The following is a 19,131-nucleotide window of genomic DNA, read 5'->3' on the forward strand; positions in this document are numbered from 1 at the left end:
CCCTCTCGCCCAGCGTCACAGATCAACGGGATCGAGCACAGCTACTCATGGCGAACTCCGCCGATCTTCTGGATCGCGCGGTAGCCCACGTCGCCGGCGAGGCGGGTCGGTATTCCCTGGTCGAGAACGGCGAGTTGCTGGTCGAGGCTGGTTACGGCAATGGGTGCGCAGATGCCGGCTTGCGCCGACCACGCACCAGCTCCCGCAGCTCACGAGTTCCGGGAGGTGCCGGCCAGGACTCCGGCAGCCGCCCCAGCCGGCGCAGGCCTGCCCGAACGGCGGCGTCTCGTACGGCGGCCGGTTTCCTCAGCAGGGCCGGAGGGTCGCGGCTCCCGCCCTGGAGGTGTCTGGAGACGGTCAGCCGCGGGCCCCGGTCCGACATGGTCCCGTCCCTGCCCGACGGATACGCCGCCCACGCCTTCCTGCTCAGCTCCACCGCCGCTGACGCCGTCCTGCTGATCGCAACTGGCGGCAGGCGGGGCTGCCAGCCGGTGCGCGACGCCTACCCGCTGCCGGTCCGGACGGCGCGACCCTGGCGGTCCGCTCGACCGCGGCACCGTAGATGGCACGTGACCACGGTGGTCACGCGCCATCGGCCGGGCCCTCGGCGGGTGTTCAGCACGGCCACGGGCCACCAGGGTCACGACCTTGAGCTCCTGCGAGGTGAGGCGCCGCGCCGCGGTCGCCCCCCACGCTCCTGATGGCCCTGAGTTCTGACCGCTCTAGTCCTGGTAGACCTTGTCGGTGCCCGGACCGCCGGAGAGCGTGTCCGTGCCCGTGCCTCCGTGCAGCAGGTCGTTGCCGCTGTTGCCGTAGATCTTGTCGTTGCCGCTGTCGCCGTACAGCTTGTCGTGACCCTTGCCGCCGTGGACGAGGTCAGCACCGGAGCCGCCGTGGATGACGTCGTTGCCGTCGTCCCCGTACAGGCCGAAGTCCTGCCCTGAGGCGGTGCCTGTGAGGCTGTCGTTGCCGGGGCCGCCGTGGCACTCGGCGTCGCAGTTGGTGATGGTGTCATTGCCCGCACCGCCGAACGGACCCATGGCCCAGACGCCCCCGCCGCCGTCGAGGCGGTCGTTGCCGTCGTCGCCGTAGAACACGGCGGCGGCGCTGCCCTTGAGGACGTCGTTGCCCGTGCCGCCGTGGATCGAGGTGTACGCGGAGCCGGTGACCGTCGCGGTGTCGTTGCCGTCACCGAGGTCGACGTCGTAGTCGTCCGAGTCGTCGGAGCCCAGGGGGATGGCCACCGTGCACTCGGCGACCTTGTGGTCGGTCGGCGAAGGGTAGCTGCACGCGTTCGTGGAGATGGTGATGTCGAACTTGTCGCGGAAGGTGAGGAGGTAGTCCTCACCGAACTGTGAGGGGTCGACGTCGACGACCTTCGCGGTGACTGTCAGGTTGTTGGCCTGTCCGGCGCCGGCCTTGTACCAGAGCTCGCCATCGGCGTGGACGAGGGAAGCCGAACTCACGGCGGCTGCCTGGGCGGTGGCAGCTGCGAACACGCCTCCACCGAGAGCGAGAGCCAGGGCGCCGGTGGCGGCAATGGTCCTTAACGTGCGCATGCAGAAATAACCCTTCGCGGAATCATTGGAAATTTCGTCGCCACCGCTGCCGCCGTCGTCACGACGGTCAGCGATCGACGCGTGAGGCCGCACCTAAGTGCGGGGTTGCTACTCACGATCACACGTTTAGACACCGCAACCCGGGCGGGGGTTGCGCCGGCATTTCACTCAGTTCTCGCAGGCAACCCGGCTTTCTCTGCTATTAACCCGCAGGACACTGGCATGTGGCATTTTCTTCGGCTCAGCCGGGGGCGGATGATGGACGAGTTCGCTGGTCCACGGGGGCGGATCGATCAGCAGACGATGTACATGCTCCTCCAGCCGAACCCGGTGCTCTGCTCCGTGTTCTGGTCGCAGTCGCTGCCCGGACGCCGCCGACGACAGGGTCGACACCGCGTAGTCCGCCTACTCCGCCAGTTTCCGGTACGGCAGATCGCCCGCGTTCTGCCGCAGTTGCCGCAGTCCTGCGGCGAACTCCAGCAACGGACCGCCTTCTGTGTCCAGCGGTCGCTCCCTGCGCGGCATCGCCACCCCCGTAGCTTCCCGGTTTCACGCTCATGCACCGACTGGCCACGCTGTCCGAAGCCACGCCCGCCTCAGAAGGCGCTTTCCGGACAGGCGTACACGCACGGCGGAGAACGCCGTTGCCGGGACGCCCTGGGGACGGCTGGGGTGCGGACAGGTCTTGTGCGGTGCGGATGGCCGAGCCGGTGTCGCAGCGCGCAAGTGGCGGCGGTGCCGGCCGGTCGGGCCCACGGACCGGATCAGGAAGGAACGTTCCGGTGCCACCAAGTGGCGTGCGCCGTGGTCACAGTGCGTTGTGGCCAGGGGTGGTGCGGATGCGGTGGTCTGGCCCATCGGCGGGTTGAACGCGTCTGGGCAGCGATATCCCGGTCCTGGACGCTCACGGCGGTGACCAGCATCAGCACCATCGGCAAGCCGGCCCGGGCGGGCCACGACCTGCCCTTGCGGCCCTCACCTTCCTCCCGCCGCCGGCGTGCGCCTGGAGCGTACACTGCTGAGCAAATCCTAGTATTTGACTATTTGCCCTTGTCATTCCGGCGCGAGCGTAGCCAGAACCGTCGGATCTGGTGTCTGATATGCCCGGAAGGTACGCAGTGCGAGTGGCCGTCGGCAGTGGGAGGGCGCGGGCGGACCGCACAGGCGCCAGGAGGAAGATCTCTCGATGACCCGGCCCGATGACCCGCGTACCGCGGCGGCCCGGATGTTCGCCGAGGCCGGCGCTTTCGGCGAGCTTCTGGCCGGGATCGAGTGGGCGGCGACGCCGCTCGGGCCCCCCGAGTCCTGGCCGGGGCCCCTGGTGGACACCCTGCGCCTCATGCTCACCTCTGAGCACGGGATGGCCCTGTACTGGGGCACCGAATTCGCCACGCTGTACAACCTGGGCTCCTCACCCATCGTCGGCGCCAAACACCCCTGGGCTCTCGGCAGGCCGTACAAGGACATATTCCCCGAAGTCTGGGCCCATCCCGTCAGCTCCCACTTCCACTATGTGATCGACACCCGCAAGTCCCTGCTGATCCCCGATGAGCCGCTCATCATGGAGCGCCACGGCTTTCCGGAACAGTGCTACTTCGACTCCTCCTTCCAGCCCGTACTGCTGGACGACGGCACCGCCGGCGGGGTATTCCAGATCATCACCGAGACCACCGGCCGGGTACTGGGCGAGCGCCGACTGCGCCTGCTGAGCGAGACCGGCGCCCGCACCGCCGGGCTGCCCACCCCGGACGAGGTCGCCCGCGTCGTCGCGGAGGTGCTGGGTTCGTATCCCGAGGAGATCCCGTTCATGGGCCTGTACCTGGCCTCCGAGCCGGGGAAGCTGCGGCCGGCGGCCTCCGCCGGGCTCCAGCGGGCGCCCGAGCAGGTCTCGCGGAGCACGGCGGACGCGTCGCAGATCGCGGCCCGGCTGGCGCAGGTGGCCGCCGACGGCGTCTCCGCCACACTGCCCGCCGCCGCGCTCACCGGCGGCACCACGGCCGGGCAGCACACCGCGGCCTCCTGGCTCCCCGTCGAGCAGGCGCTGGCTCTGCCGCTGGACTGCGCGGGCCAGGTGGGAGGCGTCCTGGTGGTGGGCGTCAACCCCTGCTTCCCGCCGGCCGGGGCCTACCGGGACTTTCTGGAGGTGCTCGCCGCCGCCGTGGCCGGGGCGCTGACGGCCGCGCTCGCCCACGACGAGCAGCGCAGGCGGGCGGAGGCGCTGGCCGAGCTGGACCGGGCCAAGACCACCTTCTTCGCCAACGTCAGCCATGAGTTGCGCACCCCGCTCACCCTGCTCCTGGGCCCGCTCCAGGAGGCTCTGGCCGACGAGGACCGGCCCGGGCGGCGCGAGCAGCTGGAACTGGCCGAGCGCGGTGCCCTGCGCCTGCTGAAGCAGGTCAACACCCTCCTGGACGTCGCCAGGGCCGAGGCCGGGCAGATACGCCCGGCCCTCGAGCCGGTCGACCTCGCCGGTGCCACGGCCGAGCTGGCGGGCGTGTTCCGCTCAGCCTTCGAGGCGGCCGGGCTGACGCTGGAGGTGGACTGCCCGCCGCTGCCCAGGCCGGTGTCCCTGGACCGGGACATGTGGGAGAAGATCATCCTCAACCTGCTCAGCAACGCCCTGAAGTTCACCTTCACCGGCGGTGCCCGGGTGCGGGTGGCCGCGGCCGGCCACCGGGCCCGCCTGACCGTGACCGACACCGGCACCGGCATCCCCGCGGACGAGCTGCCGCGCCTGTTCGAGCGCTTCCACCGGGTCCGCGGCGCCCGCTCCCGCTCCCACGAGGGCAGCGGCCTCGGCCTGGTGCTGGTGAAGGACCTCGTGGAAGCGCACGGCGGCACCGTCGGCGTGGACAGCCGGCTCGGCCAGGGCACCAGCGTCACTGTGGACCTCCCGTTCACCCCCGCCCACCGGCCCCGCCCGGCCCCGCCTGCGGCCGGCGCCGGACCACCCGGGGAGCCCTCCAGCGAGGGCGAAGGCGAAGGCGAAGGTGAAGGCGGAGGTGAAGGCGGAGGTGGAGGCGGCCGGTCCCGCCGGTCCGCGGCCTATGTCGACGAGGCACTGGGCTGGCTGGCGGCTGACCCCGCCCCCGCCACGGCCACCCCTGCGGCGCGCACCCCGCACGCCCCCGCGTCCCACGAGGCCCCCCGCGGCCCCGGTCCGCACGAAACCGGCCGCCCCCACCAGGCCCGCCTGCTGGTCGTCGACGACAACGCCGACATGCGCGCCTATCTCACCCAGCTCCTGCAGCCCGACTACGAGGTCCTGCTCGCCGCCGACGGTCGGGCCGCCCTGGAGATGGCCCTGGCGCAGCCGGTGGAGCTGGTGCTCAGCGACGTGATGATGCCCCGCATGGACGGCTTCGAGCTGGTCCGGGCGCTGCGCGCCGACCCGCGCACCGCCCGCCTGCCCATCGTCCTGCTCACCGCCCGCGCAGGCGAGGAGGAATCCGTGCAGGGCCGGCAGGCCGGCGCCGACGACTACCTGGCGAAACCCTTCTCCGCGCGTCAGCTGCTGGCGCGTGTCCGCACCGGGTTGGAGCTGTCCCGGCTGCGCGAACAGGTCCTGACCGAGACCCGCAACCAGCTGGCCGTGCTGGCCTCCCTGGCCGACGCGGGCCTTCGGCTGTCCGCCACTCTCGACCCGGACCAGACACTGCGGACCGCCGTCGAGATCCTGCTGCCCGACTTCGCCGACCAGATCAGCATCCACCTCAGCGCCGCAAGACCCGCCCCGGCGCAGTCGCCTCCGGCGTACATCGCCGGCACGCCCCTCCTTGCCCGCGAGGCCCTGGCCACGGCCGCCACTCACGCGATCAACGGCACCGTCCCGGCCCCCGCCGGCGCGCCCCCGCCGCCCGCCGCAGTCCTGGCCCTGCCGCTGCACGCCCACGACCGGACACTGGGGGCCCTGGTCCTGGTCCGGCACACCGACTACTCCGCGGTCGAACGCAAGTATCTGGAGAACCTCGCCCACCGCCTGGCCCTGGCCTACGACAACGCCACCCGGTACCACAACGAGCGCCACCTCGCCCTGACCCTGCAGCGCGCCCTGCTGCCCCACCGCCTCCCGCAGGTGCCCGGGGTCCGCCTGGCCACCCACTACCGGGCCAGCAACCGCGGCGCCGAGGTCGGCGGCGACTGGTACGACGTGCTCGCACTGCCCGACGGTGCCGTGGGGCTGGCCATCGGCGACGTCATGGGCCACGACGTGGAAGCCGCCATCGTGATGGGCCAACTCCGCTCCGCCCTGCACAGCCTCGCGATGGAGGGCGCCGACCCGGCCCAGGTGCTGGCCAGGCTGGACGCCTACCTGCAGTCGCTCGCCACCGAACGCTTCGCCACCTGCCTGTACGCGGTCTACGACCCACGCCGCCACCGCCTGCGCTACGCCGCCGGCGGGCACCTGCCGCCCCTGCTGATAGCCACTGACACCGCCTATCTGGAACTGCCCCCGGCGCCTCCGCTGGGACTGGGCAGCACCCCGGTCGACCGCGAGGTTGCGTTCCCGCCCGGCACCAGCCTGCTGCTGTACACCGACGGACTGGTGGAAAACCGCTCACTGTCCCTGGACAGCTGCCTGGCGGCCCTGTGCCAGACCTGCGCCGCGCTGCCCGCCGCCGCCCGCACCGACCCCCAGCAGATCACCGAACGGGCCCTGGAACTGCTGAACACCCCCCACCGGGTCGACGACGACACCGCCCTGCTCGCCGCCACCGCCGAACCATCGGTGTCGAACCGGCGACCCGCAGGCTGACGGAAGAGCCACACGACCGACCGCTACTGCTCGGAGTCATTGCTGAGGAAGCTGCGGATTGGTTAATGCACTGCTGACGAACTGTCTTCATTGCTGGCGGAGTCGCGGAACTCGGACGGATCCTGGAGGGCGAGAACCGTGAGCCGGCTGCGTCCGTATTTCCACGCATGCTGTCGAGCGCGGAGCGGCGGAGCCGCCGCGATCGAGGCCGGCGCTGTGGGCTGCCTGCTCAAGGACAGCGGTCGACACGAGCTGTGCGAGACGCCCGTACCGCCGCCCGGGAGCTGGAGGGCCTGTCGGCCGTCGCCCGCGGGCAGAGCAACCTCCGTACAGGACGGTTCGCGTCCTGTACGGAAGCGACCCGCATGGACTGAAGGCCTCGCTGGGGCGCTGCAAAGCCGCGGGCGTCCGCGTACAGGGCCTGGGGCAGTTTGGTGGTGGAGAGGTCGAGGTGTTTCGTCAGCCGCTCGTCGACCGGGTAGAACGTGCCGTCGGCGTGGGTCTCGGTGAGGCCGTCGGTGGTCAGCAGCAGCGTCGAACCGGCCCGAGATGACGAGCGCGGTCACGAACCGCCCGTCATCGCTGTTCTGTTCGGCGTATGCGTTGTGCCGGACGACCGAGGCGTCCAGGGCGTCGACGAGTGCGGTGAGCGTGGGCTCCCGGTGGGCCGCCTCGCGGAAGGCACCGATGACGGCGAACGCGGCCCCCACGGCGGCGAGTGTGGACGCTCGGCCTTTACCTGACGCAGGCGAATCCCAGCGAGTGGCACCTCCGATGGGCGCGTTGCTGTCCGTCGGAGCTGTGGGGGGCACTCGGATGCTCCGGCAGATGCTGGGTGTCGCCATCGCTCTCATGTGACTGGCGTCACGCGTCATGCTCTTCCGCTCCCCAGTCCCACAGGGCTTGGAGGCCTGGGCCTGAGCTGCTGCCCTGCTGGCCTGGGAAGCAGAGTCTGGACCTGGTCCTCGGGGACGCGGTCCGGCTCGGGCCGTCGGCTCGCGCCGGCAGCGTCGTCGCCCTCGGCCGCCTTACCTCGGCCTGTCTTCGACGGTCCGATCAAGACTGGGGCCGGTCCTGTCACGGCACGTCGGGGCTCTGTCCCGCGACGACTTTCACCGAGGAGTACTTACGGCGTAGTTCCTTCAGGGGCTGGTACTCCGGCGAGTCCCAGAACTCCTGCAGCGCGGCCTTGGACGCGAACTCGTGGATGACCAGGGTGGCGGGCTCCCAGTCTCCTTCCAGGACGACGGCATTGTCGTCGATCAGCAGGTTGCGGGCGCCGGACTGCTCGATGAGCGGAGTCACACCGTCGATGTACTGCTGGAAACCGGCGGGATCGGAAACATCAAGGTCTATGACGACGTATGCGGGCACGATCGATGCTCCTGCGGGTCGAGGTCGGAATCTGTCGATCTCGACGATACGGAGCCTCAACTGGCCGTTCCCATACGTGTGATGGACCAGAACATGCGTCATCGTCCCGATCTGGGGCGGACCGGTAGTGTCGTCGCGTGGACGTTGTCAGCGATGTGATCGCCACGATGAGGGTCGGCCGTGCCAAGTTCACCCACTCCCGCCGTGTCGGCGAGTGGGGCAAGCGGTTCGGTCCCTACCCGGGCGCCGGGTTCCACATCGTGCTGCACGGCAGTTGCTGGCTCCTGCCGCCCGACGGCGCGGCGTTGCTGCTGACCGCAGGCGATGTGGTCTTCCTGCCGCACGGGGCCATGCACGGCGTCAGCAGTGATCCCAACCAGGTTCCGGCCCTCCTGCCACTCGACGCGGACCCGGAACGCAGGGACGTCGTCGCAAATGACGCGTGGGCAGAACACGGCACGGGCGGGGCCGTTCTGCTGTGCGGTGCGTACCGGCTCGACCGGGGACAGGTGCACCCTTTCCTGCGGGCGCTGCCCGAGGTGATCCACATCCCCGCGGGACCGGGCCGCCACCCGGCGCTGCGGGCCGCTGTCGATCTGCTCGGCGCGGACGTGCGGGACTCAAGGCCGGGAGCGGACGCCGCTATGCCTGCCCTGCTGGACCTGCTGCTGGTGTACGTCCTGCGTGCGTGGCTGGATGAGGAGACCTCTCGTAACCCCTCCGCCGGCTGGTGTGCCGCGTTGACCGATCCGGCGATCGCCGCTGCGCTCAACCACATTCACCGCCACACGGCGCACCCGTGGACGGTGCAGGAACTCGCCCATCGCGTCGGCATGTCGAGGACGGCTTTCGCGAGGCGGTTCACCCACTTGGTGGGACAGGCGCCGATGACGTATGTGACCTGGTGGCGGCTGAGCACCGCGGCTCGGATCCTGCGCGATGGAGACGATCCACTCGCGGCGGTGGCCCAACAGGTCGGGTACACCTCCGAGTTCGCCTTCGCCAACGCCTTCAAGCGCGCTTTCGGCGTCGCTCCCGGACGCTTCAGGCGCGCACAACACGCGCCACAACCAGTGCCGTAAGCGCCTGGCGGGGCCTCACCAAGGGCCCGGCCCCACCAAGGGCCCGGCCCCACCCCCGTCGGCATCGCCGACCAGCAGTCGGTCATCACCGGCTCATCCTGTCGCCGGTCAGCCGGTACTGCTGTCCGGCGACGCCTCCGGCCCTGTGGGTGTCAGGCCGCATACAGAGTGGTTGATCAGGGGCAGTTGATGGCCGTGTCCCCGGTGTCACGGTTGCAGGTGTCGAAGCCGAGGCCGCCGTCGAGGCTGTCGTTGGCGATCACGTTGTCCGCGGCGTTGAGGGTGTCGTTGCCCTCGCCGCCGTTGTGCGTGTCGTTGCCGCGGCCCCCGTTGAGGGTGTCGTTGCCCTGGTCACCACCGAGGGTGTCGTTGCCGTCGTCGCCGTTGAGGGTGTCATTACCGGCATTGCCGGTGATGGTGTCGTTGCCGGCCAGCCCGGAGATCGTGTCGTTGCCGGGGCCGCCGTTGATGGTGTCGTTGCCCGGCGTCGCCCGCAGCCCGGTGGCAGCCGGGTCGTCGCCGACGAGCCGGTCCGCCCGGGGGCCGCCGTTGAGGCGGTCGTCACCCGCACCGCCGATCACCGTTCCGGCGGCCTCCAGGTTCGGGGAGATGGTGACACTGTCGTCGGCGTCGTCGGCGTTGACCCGTATCGACGTGACGGGGAGCGGGCACTCTGCCGTGTGTGTCCCCGTCGACTGGCACGGGGCGACGGCGGCCACGGTGTCCCCCCTGTCCGTCACCACGACAACGTTGCCCTGACGCCGGATGGTGATGTCGTTAGCCACGCCCTGGTCGGCCGTGACGACCAGGGCTTCGCCCACCTCCTGCACGACCGTGGTGCCGGCCAGGCTTTTGCCGGGGGCCGCACCGGGTGCGGCGGAGGCGGCGGTCAGTGGGGCGCAGGTGAGTGCGCCGATCGCCACCACCGTGGTGCAGATGCTTCGTGTTCTCATCGGTGCCCGCCTTTCGTGTTGTCTCGCCGTGTACGGGGTGCTTGCGTACTGCTCGCTCATGCCGGTCAGGGGCATCCGCTGACGTTGTCGCCCAAGTCGGCGCGGCAGTTGTCCACGTCGGCGCCGCCTTCGACGTAGTCGTTGCCGCCGACGTTGTCCACGGCGTCGATGGTGTCCCGGCCGTTGCCGCCCTCGGCGTAGTCGTTGCCGGCGCCGGCGACGATCTGCTCGTTGCCGTTGCCGCCGTAGATCACGTCGTTGCCGGCACCGCCGTCCACGCTGTCCGAGCCGCCGCGTCCCTCGATGGAGTCATTGCCGGAGCCACCGAAGATCCTGTCCGCCTCGGCTCCTGCGGTCAGCGTGTCGTTGCCCGCGCCGCCGGAGAGGAAGTCGGATCCCTCGTCGCCTTCGAGGGTGTCGTTGGCGGATCCGCCGTAGAGGTTGTCGCTGCCGGCACCGCCGATGAGGGTGACGCCGAGGGCCGCCAGCGAGGACGTGACGTTGTCGTCCTGGTCGCCGGCGTTGACCACGAGTTCGGTGGTGTCGGCGGCCCTGCAGGCTACTTCGGTCGTGCTGATGGCGTAGCAGTCGCCGGACGGTGCGACCGTGTCCCCGGTGTCTCTGATTCTGATGCTGCCGCCCGACTGCCAGACACTGATCGTGTTGCCCCGTCCGACTCCGGCGGTGACCGTGATGGTGGTGCCGGTCTTGTTCACCAGCGTCGTCGCGAGAATGTGGGGCGTCGGTGCGTCGGCCGCGCGGGCCACGCCCGTGAGGCACAGAGTGAAACCGCACACCGTGGCCAGAAGTCCCGCGGTGTGATGACGCGTTCTCTGCATGAGCTGCTCCTGACGATAGGGCACTGAATTTCGATCTCGCAGCCGTGCACATTTCCTTTTTCGCTTCGATCGCCTTGCTTCGATCACCGGGCCAAGCGGGGAGGCAGGTATTGCCGGCTCCGGCGCGTGGTCTGCCGACCGCAGCCGGGACCCAATAGCCGGCCTACGTGGAGTGCGAGGGAAAACGGGGAAATGGTGTGGCCGCAAGCGCTGAACGTGCGGCTGCGCCCATCCCGGCGCGACGCCCGGATGTCCTTGCCGCTTTCAACAGTCCTCAGTCCTCGAAGTCCCCTCCCAACGCGCCATGGCAGACGGCAGACGCCTGCTCGACCGGTGATCGGCCCTGGCGCCTGGGCACCCAGAGCATGCCGGGATGCGAAGCCGTGCTGAAGCCGAATTAGCGCCATTGCCGAATACACGGTCTCCGCGCGTGGATCGTCGCCCTGACCGGGGATGGGTGAACTGCGCGCATACCTGCGCTTGATTTTCATCAGTCCCGGCTGCGTCAATTCACGATTCACCCGTACCGAATTCAATTAGTCGTGGGGTGAGCTGATTCGGCCCGTACGGTCGAGCCAAAAGGGCTCGTGAACTGGGCTTTCCGCCGGCATGTCCAAGCGGCTTCGGGATCTGCGCCGGCGGCCCCGGGTATCCGGGCCTGCCGCGGTGCGAAAGGTGGACGTCGAGGGGCGTCCAGCGGCGGCGTGTCGCCACTGCGTCAGAGCACGTCGGGCACCTGCACGAGCCTCCTGGCGCGGCTCTGGCTGGTTCGTGACCTTCAAGGGGACGGAGGTCTCTGCCTGCTCCCACTGCGTCCGCACCCTTGTCCCGGCTAGCGGGCCCCCTTTACGGTGATGCAGCACATGCCGACCAGTTGGTATGCCAGAGCCGGGTGGAGGCCGTCGTGGCGGACAACGCGCGCGTGGAGGAGTACTTGGCCGACGTACGGGCCCGCCGGCAGCGCGTGTGGCCGGCCTCGATGCCGAGGGAGGCGGTGTACCCGCTCGGGCAGCGGCCGCTCACCGACCACCTGCGGCACTGGGCCCGGCGCCATCCCGACCGCGTCGCGATCACCTTCTACGGCGAGCAGATCACGTACGCGGCGCTGGAGGACCTGACGGCGCGGCTGTGCGGCTGGCTGCAGCGCAGCGGCGTACGCCCCGGAGACCGTGTCGGGGTGTTCCTGCCCAACTGCCCGCAGTTCATCGTCGCCATGCTCGGCATCCTGCGCGCCGGAGCCGTGCACGTCCCGGTGAACCCGATGTTCCGGGAGCACGAGCTACGGCACGAGCTGGCCGACGCCGGGGTGGAGCTCCTGATCACTCTCGACACCCTGCGGCCGCTGGTCGAGGCGGTGCGGTCCGACACAGCCGTACGGAGCGTGCTCGTCACGAGCCTCGCCGACATGCTCCCCTCCGACCCGGTGCTGCCGCTGCCGTCCGGCCTGGTGAGGGCCGGCCCGACCGGCACGGGGTGGGGCCAGGCCGTCGGCGGCGCCCGCGGGCAGGACGAGCCGGCCGACCTGGACGCGCTCGCCGCCCTCAACTACACCGGAGGCACCACCGGCCTGCCCAAGGGATGCGAACACACCCAGCGGCACATGCTCTACACCGCGGCGACGGCGGCGGCCGCCGGCGGCATGGACCTCACTGGCGACAACCCCGACGTGCTGCTGATCTACGTGCCCGTCTTCTGGATCGCGGGCGAGGACTTCGGCATCCTGCTGCCGCTGCTCACCGGCAGCGGCATCGTGCTGCTCACCCGGTGGGACCCGGAGGCCGTGCTGCAGGCGATCGAGCGGTACCACGTGACGCTGATGCTGGGCACGGTCGACAACTACGTCGAGCTGATGGAGCATCCCGGCCTGCCCGGCACCGACCTGTCCAGCCTGGCGCAGCCGCGGGCCATGTCGTTCGTACGCAAGCTGACGCCGGCGATCCGGGCCCGGTGGAGCTCCCTGGTCGGCGAGCACAGCGTGCTGCAGGAGGCGGCGTACGGCATGACCGAGACGCACACCGCGGACTCCTTCACCACCGGGTTCCAGGACGGGGACCACGACCTGCTGACCGAGCCGGTTTTCTGTGGACTGCCCGTGCCGGGAACCGAGTTCATGGTGGCCGACGGGCAGAGTGCCGAACCGCTGCCGCTGGGCGAGCATGGCGAGATCCTCGTACGCTCCCCCTCCCTGCTCACCGGATACTGGCGGCAGCCGGAGGCCACCGCCCGGGTCCTGCGCGACGGATGGCTGCACACCGGCGACATCGGAATGATCGACGACGACGGGTGCCTGCACTACCTCGGCCGCACCAAGGAGATGATCAAGGTCTCGGGTATGAGCGTCTTTCCATCCGAGCTGGAGGCGCTGCTGGCCCGGCACCCAGATGTGCTCACCGCGGCGGTGGTACCGATGGACGATCCCCAACGGGGCCAGGTGCCGCTCGCGTTCGTCCAGGCCCGCCCCGGCGCCACGCTCGACGCCGAGGACGTGCGCGCCTGGGCGCGGGCGAACATGGCTCCGTACAAGGTGCCCGTGGTGAGGTGCGTCGACGTCCTCCCCATGACCACCACCGGCAAGGTGAAGAAGGGCGAGCTGCTGGAGCGGGCCGCGCACATCGCCGTGTCTCCGGCATCCCCGGCCGCTGCCGATGCTGACGAAAAGGAACGGTGACGATGGGTCTGGCCAAGCTGCTGGTCGCCAACCGCGGCGAGATCGCGGTACGGGTGATCCGCGCCGCCCGCGAACTGGACCTGCTGACGGTGGCGCTGCGCTCCCGCGACGAGGCGCACGCGCTGCACACCCGGATGGCGGACGAGGTCGTGGTGCTCGACGGCGAAGGCCCGGGGGCGTTCTTGGACGCGGCGGCCCTGGTCGGCGCGGCGGTGCGCACCGGCTGCGACGCGGTCCACCCCGGCTACGGGCTGCTGGCCGAGAACGCCGACTTCGCACAGCGGTGCACCGACGCCGGACTCACCTGGGTCGGGCCGCGCCCCGAGGTGCTGCGCACGCTCGGCGACAAGACCGCGGCCCGTGAACTCGCCGCCCGCCTCGGCGTGCCGGTGCTGCCGGCGACGTACGGCGACACCGGCATCGAGGAGGCGCGTGCGTTCATGGCCGGCCTCGGCGCGGGGGCTGCGGTGATGGTCAAGGCGGTCGCCGGCGGCGGCGGGCGCGGCATGCGGGCGGTGTACGAGGCAGGGCAGTTGGAGGAGGCCGTCCGGCGCTGCCGTTCGGAGGCCTCGCACGCCTTCGGTGACGGCGCGGTCTACGTCGAGCGGTTGCTGCGGCGTGCCCGCCATGTCGAGGTGCAGGTGCTCGGCGACGGCACGGGCGCCGTCGTCGGCTACGGCGACCGCGACTGCAGCCTGCAGCGGCACCGGCAGAAGATCGTGGAGATCGCGCCGGCGCCCGGCCTCGACGAGGCGGTGCGGGCCGGGTTGCACGATGCGGCGCTGCGCATGGCCCGGGAGGTCGCCTATGCGGGTCTGGGCACCTTCGAGTTCCTCGTGGACACGGGCGACGGCTCCGTCTCCCCGGGTTTCTACTTCCTCGAGGCCAACCCGCGTATCCAGGTCGAACACACCGTCACCGAGGAGGTCACCGGCATCGATCTGGTCAAGGCCCAGCTGCGGGTGGCCTCCGGCGAGAGCCTCGACCGCGTCGGGGCGGGGCAGGCTCCCGTTCCCCGCGGCTGCGCGGTGCAGGTGCGGGTCAACGCCGAGACGGTCCGCCCCGACGGGACGGTGCTGCCCTCCGCCGGAACGCTGGACGTCTTCTGGCCGCCGGCCGGGCCGGGTGTGCGCGTCGACACCGCCGCGTTCCCCGGCGGCCGGGTCAGCCCGCGCTTCGACTCGCTGCTGGCCAAGCTCGTCGCCCACGACGGCTCCGGCAGCCTGCCCGACACACTCGCCCGCGCCCGCCGCGCCCTGGCGGAGCTGAGAGTCGAGGGAGTCGCCACCAACACCGGGGTGCTGCGGCGGCTGTTGGAGGCACCCGAGGTCGTCGCCGGGCGGCTGCACACGGCGCTCGTCGACGAACTCCTGCCCGCACTTGTCCCGCAGGAGACAGACCCGGAGAAGGGCGCGGAGGTCCCCGACGCCAGGGACGCGGAGGTCCCCGACGCTTTCGAGCCACAGGGCACGCTCACCGTCACCGCCCCCATGACGGCCACCGTCGTCGATGTCGCCGTCGCCGAAGGAGAGCGCGTTCGGGCCGGAAGCACCCTGGTGGTCCTGGAGTCCATGAAAATGGAACACCTGCTCCAGGCGCCGGGCGATGGCGTGGTCGTCGCCGTACGGGCGGAGCCGGGCGATCTTGCCGAGCACGGTCAGCCGCTGGTGGTGATGGAGGCCACCGGCGCGGCGGACGGTGAGCCGCACCCCGAGGAACGGCCGGATCCGGACGCCCCACGCGCCGATCTGGAGGAGGTGCGGGCACGCAAGCGGTTCGGCGACGACGCCGAGCGCCCCGAGATGGTCGCCCGGCGGCACGCCGAGGGTCGGCGCACCGCCCGCGAGAACATCGCCGACCTGTGCGACCCGGGCAGTTTCGTCGAGTACGGCGGCCTGGCCATCGCCGCCCAGCGCAGCCGCCGGTCCCTGGACGACCTCATCCGCCGCACGCCAGCCGACGGCCTGGTCGGCGGCGTGGGCACGGTGGGGGCCGACCGGTTCGGCCCCGGCTCCGCCCGCGTGGTGGCGATGTCGTACGACTACAGCGTGATGGCCGGCACCCAGGGCATGACGGGCCACCGCAAGAAGGACCGGCTCTTCGCGTTGGCCGAACAGGCGCATCTGCCCGTCGTCCTGTTCGCCGAAGGGGGCGGCGGCCGGCCGGGAGATGTGGACGGCACGGTGGTCTCCGGCCTGGACTGCACGGCATTCGCGCTGTTCGCGTCCCTGAACGGGAAGGTGCCGCTGGTCGGCATCGGCTCGGGGCGCTGCTTCGCCGGCAACGCCGCGCTGCTCGGCTGCTGCGACGTCATCATCGCCACGCCCGAGGCCACCATCGGCATGGGCGGCCCCGCGATGATCGAGGGCGGGGGCCTGGGCAGCTTCGCCCCGGAGGACATCGGGCCGGTCGAGGTCCAGCGGGCGAACGGCGTCATCGACATCGAGGCCGCGGACGACGCGGATGCCGTCCGACTGGCGCGCACGTATCTGTCGTACTTCCAGGGCCCGGTGACGGAATGGGAGTGCCCCGACCAGCGCCGACTGCGCCATCTCATTCCCGAGAACCGGCGGCGGGCGTACGACGTGCGTGCGGTCGTCGCCACCCTCGCCGACGCGGACTCCGTCCTGGAGCTGCGACAGCACTTCGGGCGCGGGGTCGTCACCGCGCTGGCCCGGGTGGAGGGCTGGCCGTGCGGCATCCTCGCCAACGACCCGCGGCATCTGGGCGGCGCCATCGACTCCGACGCGGCCGACAAGGCGAGCCGCTTCCTGCAGCTGTGCGACGCGTTCGGGCTGCCGGTGGTCTCCCTGTGCGACACACCCGGGTTCATGGTCGGCCCCGAAGCGGAGAAGACCGCGACCGTCCGGCATGTCAGCCGCATGTTCGTACACGCCTCGGCGCTCACGGTGCCCTTCGGGGTGATCGTGCTGCGCAAGGGCTACGGGCTGGGTGCCCAGGCCATGGCCGGCGGCGGCTTCCGGATCCCCCGGTTCACGGTGGCGTGGCCCACGGGCGAGTTCGGGCCGATGGGCATCGAGGGTGCGGTGCGGCTGGGCTACCGCCGGGAGCTGGCGGCCATCGAGGACGTGGACGAGCGCGAGCGGGAGTTCGCCCGCAGGGTCGCGGCCGCCTACGAGCACGGCAAGGCCCTCAACGTCGCATCGGTCTTCGAGATCGACGACGTCATCGACCCGGCCGAGTCCCGACGCTGGATCAGCACACTGCTGCATGACCCTGCCCCTGAGCCCGGACAGCGCGGGTCGCGCCGCTTCGTCGACACCTGGTGAAGGCCCGCCGACGCCCGGGACACGGCGCGTGCTGCCATGGTCGCCTGTGAGTGAGGCTCTTGACCCTCACGTGGCGTCAGACTGCATAGTCGGTGCCGTGGAGGATCACTGGACCGTGGGACGCGTGGCCGAGCTGGCCGGCGTGAGCGTCCGCACGCTGCATCACTACGACGAGATCGGACTCGTTCGGCCGTCGGCGCGGACCGCGGCCGGGTACCGGGCCTATTCGGCGGCCGACGTGGAGCGGCTGCGGGAGGTGCTGGCCTATCGGCGGTTGGGCTTCGGGCTGCGGGAGGTCGCGGAACTGGTCGACGACCCTGCCACGGACGCGGTCGCGCACCTGCGCCGACTGCGCGGCCTGCTGCTGGAACGGCGTGATCGCGCTGACGCCATGGTGACGGCGATCGAAAGGGAACTTGAGGCACGGGCGAGGGGACAGCGGGTGACACCGGAGGAGCAACTGAAGATGCTCGGCACACGGTTGTACGACGCGATCGGCGGCGCTTACCCCGCGACACGGCGTACCGAGCCGCGGATCGCCGCGCAGATCTGGGACGCGCTCGGGGACGCGCAGACGGTGCTGAACGTCGGGGCCGGAACTGGCTCCTACGAGCCCGCGGATCGCCACGTGACCGCAGTGGAGCCATCGGCGGTCATGCGGAGGCAGCGGCCGGCCGGCTCGGCGCCGTGCGTGGCCGCCGCCGCGGAGAGCCTGCCGTTCGAGGACCGGTCCTTCGACGTCGCGATGGCCGTCTCCACCGTTCACCACTGGGGGGACCCGATAGCGGGGCTGCGTGAGATGCGGCGCGTGGCCCGCCGCGTGGTGGTGCTCACGTTCGATACCGACGAGCCCGGATGGCAGGACCGGTTCTGGCTTACCCGCGACTACCTGCCCGAGTTCGCCGCCGTCCTCGCGGAATTCCCCTCGCTCGCCGGGATGGCCGACGCGATCGGCGCCCGCGCTGAGCCGGTGCCCGTCCCGTGGGACTGCGCCGACGGCCTGTTCGAGGCGTACTGGCGCCGACCCGGGGCCTATGTGGAGGATCACGTGCGCCGTGCGATGTCGGTGTGGACGAGAGTCGGGCCGAAGGCCGAGCAGCGGGCGGTGCGAAGCCTGAGCGAAGACCTCGAGTCCGGCCGGTGGGCCGAGCGCAACAGCGATCTCGCCGGTCTCGACGCGGCAGATCTCGGCCTCCGCCTGCTCATAGCTTGAACCGCCTAGCAGCGCCAGCTGGAGTTCGTGCGTGTTCGCCCTTAGGTCGACCGTTCGTGCTGGCGCGTGCCTGGGCCCCTGACCTCCATGGACCTCCGTGGTGCGGGCGGGATCAGCGGGCCTTGGAACGCATCTCCCGGGGGCTCACCCCGAAGCGCCGACGGAAGGCCGTGCTCATCGCACTCGCCGAGGAGAAGCCCGAGGCGTACGTCAGGTCCGTGATCGTCATGTGCGCGCAGTCGGCCCGCAGGAGACGCTCGCGGACCAGACGCAGGCGCTCCTCGCGGATCAGGTCGCGAGGCGTGGTGCCCACCTGTTGGAGCGCGAGCTGGATCTGGCGGAGGGACCAGCCGAGGGCACGGGCCATGGAGGCGCCGGACAGGCCGGGGTCGGCCGCGTGCTCGCGCGCATGGCGGCGGACCACCGCCTCCACCTCGGTCAGCTGCCCCGGGACGTCGGGACGGTCGTCCCCGCAGGCGAGCATGCACAGCAGCTCGACGACGCGGTCGCAGACGGCGTCGAACTGCGGGGTGGTGAGATGGCCACGCTCGTCGTTCAGGCCGCGCACCATGGAGTGCACCACACGGCCCAGCCCCTTGGTCAGATCGAGCCCGGTGGCCAGCGGTGCCTTCCGGTTGAGAGGGCCGTCGACCTCCTGGGCCGGGATCGACATGATGACACCGCGCAGGGACGCGCCGTGCACGATCTCGAAGGGCGCACCGAGTGTGATCAGGCTGCCCGTGCCCGGCGTCAGCCGCACCTCCTGGTCGTCCTGTCGTAGCACCAGTTCGCCCGCGAGCGGGAAGAGGAGCCGGTAGTCGGGGTCGGGCATCTGACGGATCAGGCCCGGTGTGCGGGCGTACTCGATCTGGTCGCTGTACCAGGTGACGACCTGGTAGCTGTCGCTGCACTGCCGGATCATCTCGCCGCGGAAGCCCTCGGCGCGGGCGTACTTGTAGTCCATTCTGGTCTGGTACGCCGCGACGCGCTCACTCCACAGATCGGTCCGCTCGCGGGCTCCGACCTCGGCGGTCCTCGTCGTCTCCACGACGTAGCTTCCCGTGGGCAACGCATCCCCTTTGCTGCGCCGTCTCCCGACAGCCTCGAGACCAGCCTCGAACGCTCCTGTGTTCGAGGACTGTTGTGCGGCGCAGCCTAGGGACCAGCAATCGGTTTCCGGAACACGTATAGGCCTCATCGGCCTGCGTCGGAGCCGAGCCGCTCGCGATCTGCCGGTCTCACGAACGGGCGTGCGTCCTGCGGCAAGTTCCTTGCGCGCACGGACAAGTCCGGATGCGGACGCGCCACTACCGTCGTGCGCTGCCCGTCGACCCGCCACCCGCTGTGAGGACTTGATGACGGAATAGATACCGGAGGCGGTGTTCTGGTGCCTGGCC

The 19,131-nt window shown here is 70.8% G+C and carries 11 protein-coding genes and 1 pseudogene; 5 read left to right on the forward strand and 7 right to left on the reverse strand.

The window, feature by feature from the left end:
* Nucleotides 1-722: 722 nt before the first annotated feature.
* Complete coding sequence (locus EJ357_RS42395; RefSeq protein WP_228472777.1) at nt 723-1,499, reverse strand: calcium-binding protein; 777 nt, start codon at nt 1,497-1,499, stop codon at nt 723-725.
* A gap of 465 nt (nt 1,500-1,964) precedes the next feature.
* Nucleotides 1,965-2,090 (reverse strand): hypothetical protein, encoded by a 126-nt coding sequence (locus EJ357_RS50360; RefSeq protein WP_267132829.1) that lies wholly within the window; start codon nt 2,088-2,090, stop codon nt 1,965-1,967.
* A 655-nt stretch (nt 2,091-2,745) separates the two neighbouring features.
* Between EJ357_RS50360 and EJ357_RS50365 the strand changes: the two genes are divergently transcribed.
* Nucleotides 2,746-6,315 carry a SpoIIE family protein phosphatase gene (locus EJ357_RS50365; RefSeq protein ID WP_267132830.1) on the forward strand — a complete coding sequence of 1,190 codons (3,570 nt, stop codon included), beginning with the start codon at nt 2,746-2,748 and terminating at the stop codon, nt 6,313-6,315.
* Nucleotides 6,316-6,544: 229 nt separating this feature from the next.
* Here EJ357_RS50365 and EJ357_RS42405 read toward each other — a convergent pair.
* A pseudogene (locus EJ357_RS42405) lies at nt 6,545-7,055 on the reverse strand (hypothetical protein); the annotation flags it as partial.
* A 337-nt stretch (nt 7,056-7,392) separates the two neighbouring features.
* On the reverse strand, nt 7,393-7,689 hold the full coding sequence (locus tag EJ357_RS42410) for a DUF1330 domain-containing protein (protein ID WP_175647723.1): 297 nt from the start codon (nt 7,687-7,689) through the stop codon (nt 7,393-7,395).
* Between the two features lie 137 nt (nt 7,690-7,826).
* On the opposite strand from EJ357_RS42410, the gene EJ357_RS42415 reads away from it, so the two are divergent.
* Entirely contained in the window at nt 7,827-8,771 is a 945-nt protein-coding gene (locus EJ357_RS42415; RefSeq protein WP_126397388.1) for an AraC family transcriptional regulator, read from the forward strand.
* Between the two features lie 176 nt (nt 8,772-8,947).
* Here EJ357_RS42415 and EJ357_RS48680 read toward each other — a convergent pair whose 3' ends face one another.
* Nucleotides 8,948-9,724 (reverse strand): calcium-binding protein, encoded by a 777-nt coding sequence (locus tag EJ357_RS48680; RefSeq protein ID WP_188142316.1) that lies wholly within the window; start codon nt 9,722-9,724, stop codon nt 8,948-8,950.
* A 65-nt stretch (nt 9,725-9,789) separates the two neighbouring features.
* Nucleotides 9,790-10,563: a calcium-binding protein gene (locus EJ357_RS42425; RefSeq protein ID WP_126397390.1), complete on the reverse strand. Its 774-nt coding sequence runs from the start codon at nt 10,561-10,563 to the stop codon at nt 9,790-9,792.
* A 904-nt stretch (nt 10,564-11,467) separates the two neighbouring features.
* On the opposite strand from EJ357_RS42425, the gene EJ357_RS42430 reads away from it, so the two are divergent.
* From EJ357_RS42430 to EJ357_RS42440, 3 genes are all read left to right on the forward strand, one after another.
* Complete coding sequence (locus EJ357_RS42430) at nt 11,468-13,231, forward strand: AMP-binding protein (RefSeq protein ID WP_126397392.1); 1,764 nt, start codon at nt 11,468-11,470, stop codon at nt 13,229-13,231.
* 2 nt (nt 13,232-13,233) lie between these two features.
* Nucleotides 13,234-16,521 (forward strand): carboxyl transferase domain-containing protein, encoded by a 3,288-nt coding sequence (locus EJ357_RS42435; RefSeq protein ID WP_175647725.1) that lies wholly within the window; start codon nt 13,234-13,236, stop codon nt 16,519-16,521.
* A 115-nt stretch (nt 16,522-16,636) separates the two neighbouring features.
* A complete protein-coding gene (locus tag EJ357_RS42440; protein WP_175647886.1) occupies nt 16,637-17,734 on the forward strand; it encodes a MerR family transcriptional regulator in 1,098 nt (365 codons plus the stop codon).
* 112 nt (nt 17,735-17,846) lie between these two features.
* Here the strand turns inward: EJ357_RS42440 and EJ357_RS42445 are convergent, their stop codons facing one another.
* On the reverse strand, nt 17,847-18,803 hold the full coding sequence (locus EJ357_RS42445; RefSeq protein ID WP_323377696.1) for an AraC-like ligand-binding domain-containing protein: 957 nt from the start codon (nt 18,801-18,803) through the stop codon (nt 17,847-17,849).
* Nucleotides 18,804-19,131: the final 328 nt, after the last annotated feature.

The organism is Streptomyces cyaneochromogenes (assembly GCF_003963535.1).
GTDB lineage: Bacteria > Actinomycetota > Actinomycetes > Streptomycetales > Streptomycetaceae > Streptomyces > Streptomyces shaanxiensis.

Coding starts and splice junctions, on each gene's coding strand:
- EJ357_RS50365 (WP_267132830.1), top strand. CDS start 2,746: ATGACCCGGCCCGATGACCCGCGTACCGCGGCGGCCCGGATGTTCGCC.
- EJ357_RS48680 (WP_188142316.1), bottom strand. CDS start 9,724: ATGAGAACACGAAGCATCTGCACCACGGTGGTGGCGATCGGCGCACTC.
- EJ357_RS42425 (WP_126397390.1), bottom strand. CDS start 10,563: ATGCAGAGAACGCGTCATCACACCGCGGGACTTCTGGCCACGGTGTGC.
- EJ357_RS42435 (WP_175647725.1), top strand. CDS start 13,234: ATGGGTCTGGCCAAGCTGCTGGTCGCCAACCGCGGCGAGATCGCGGTA.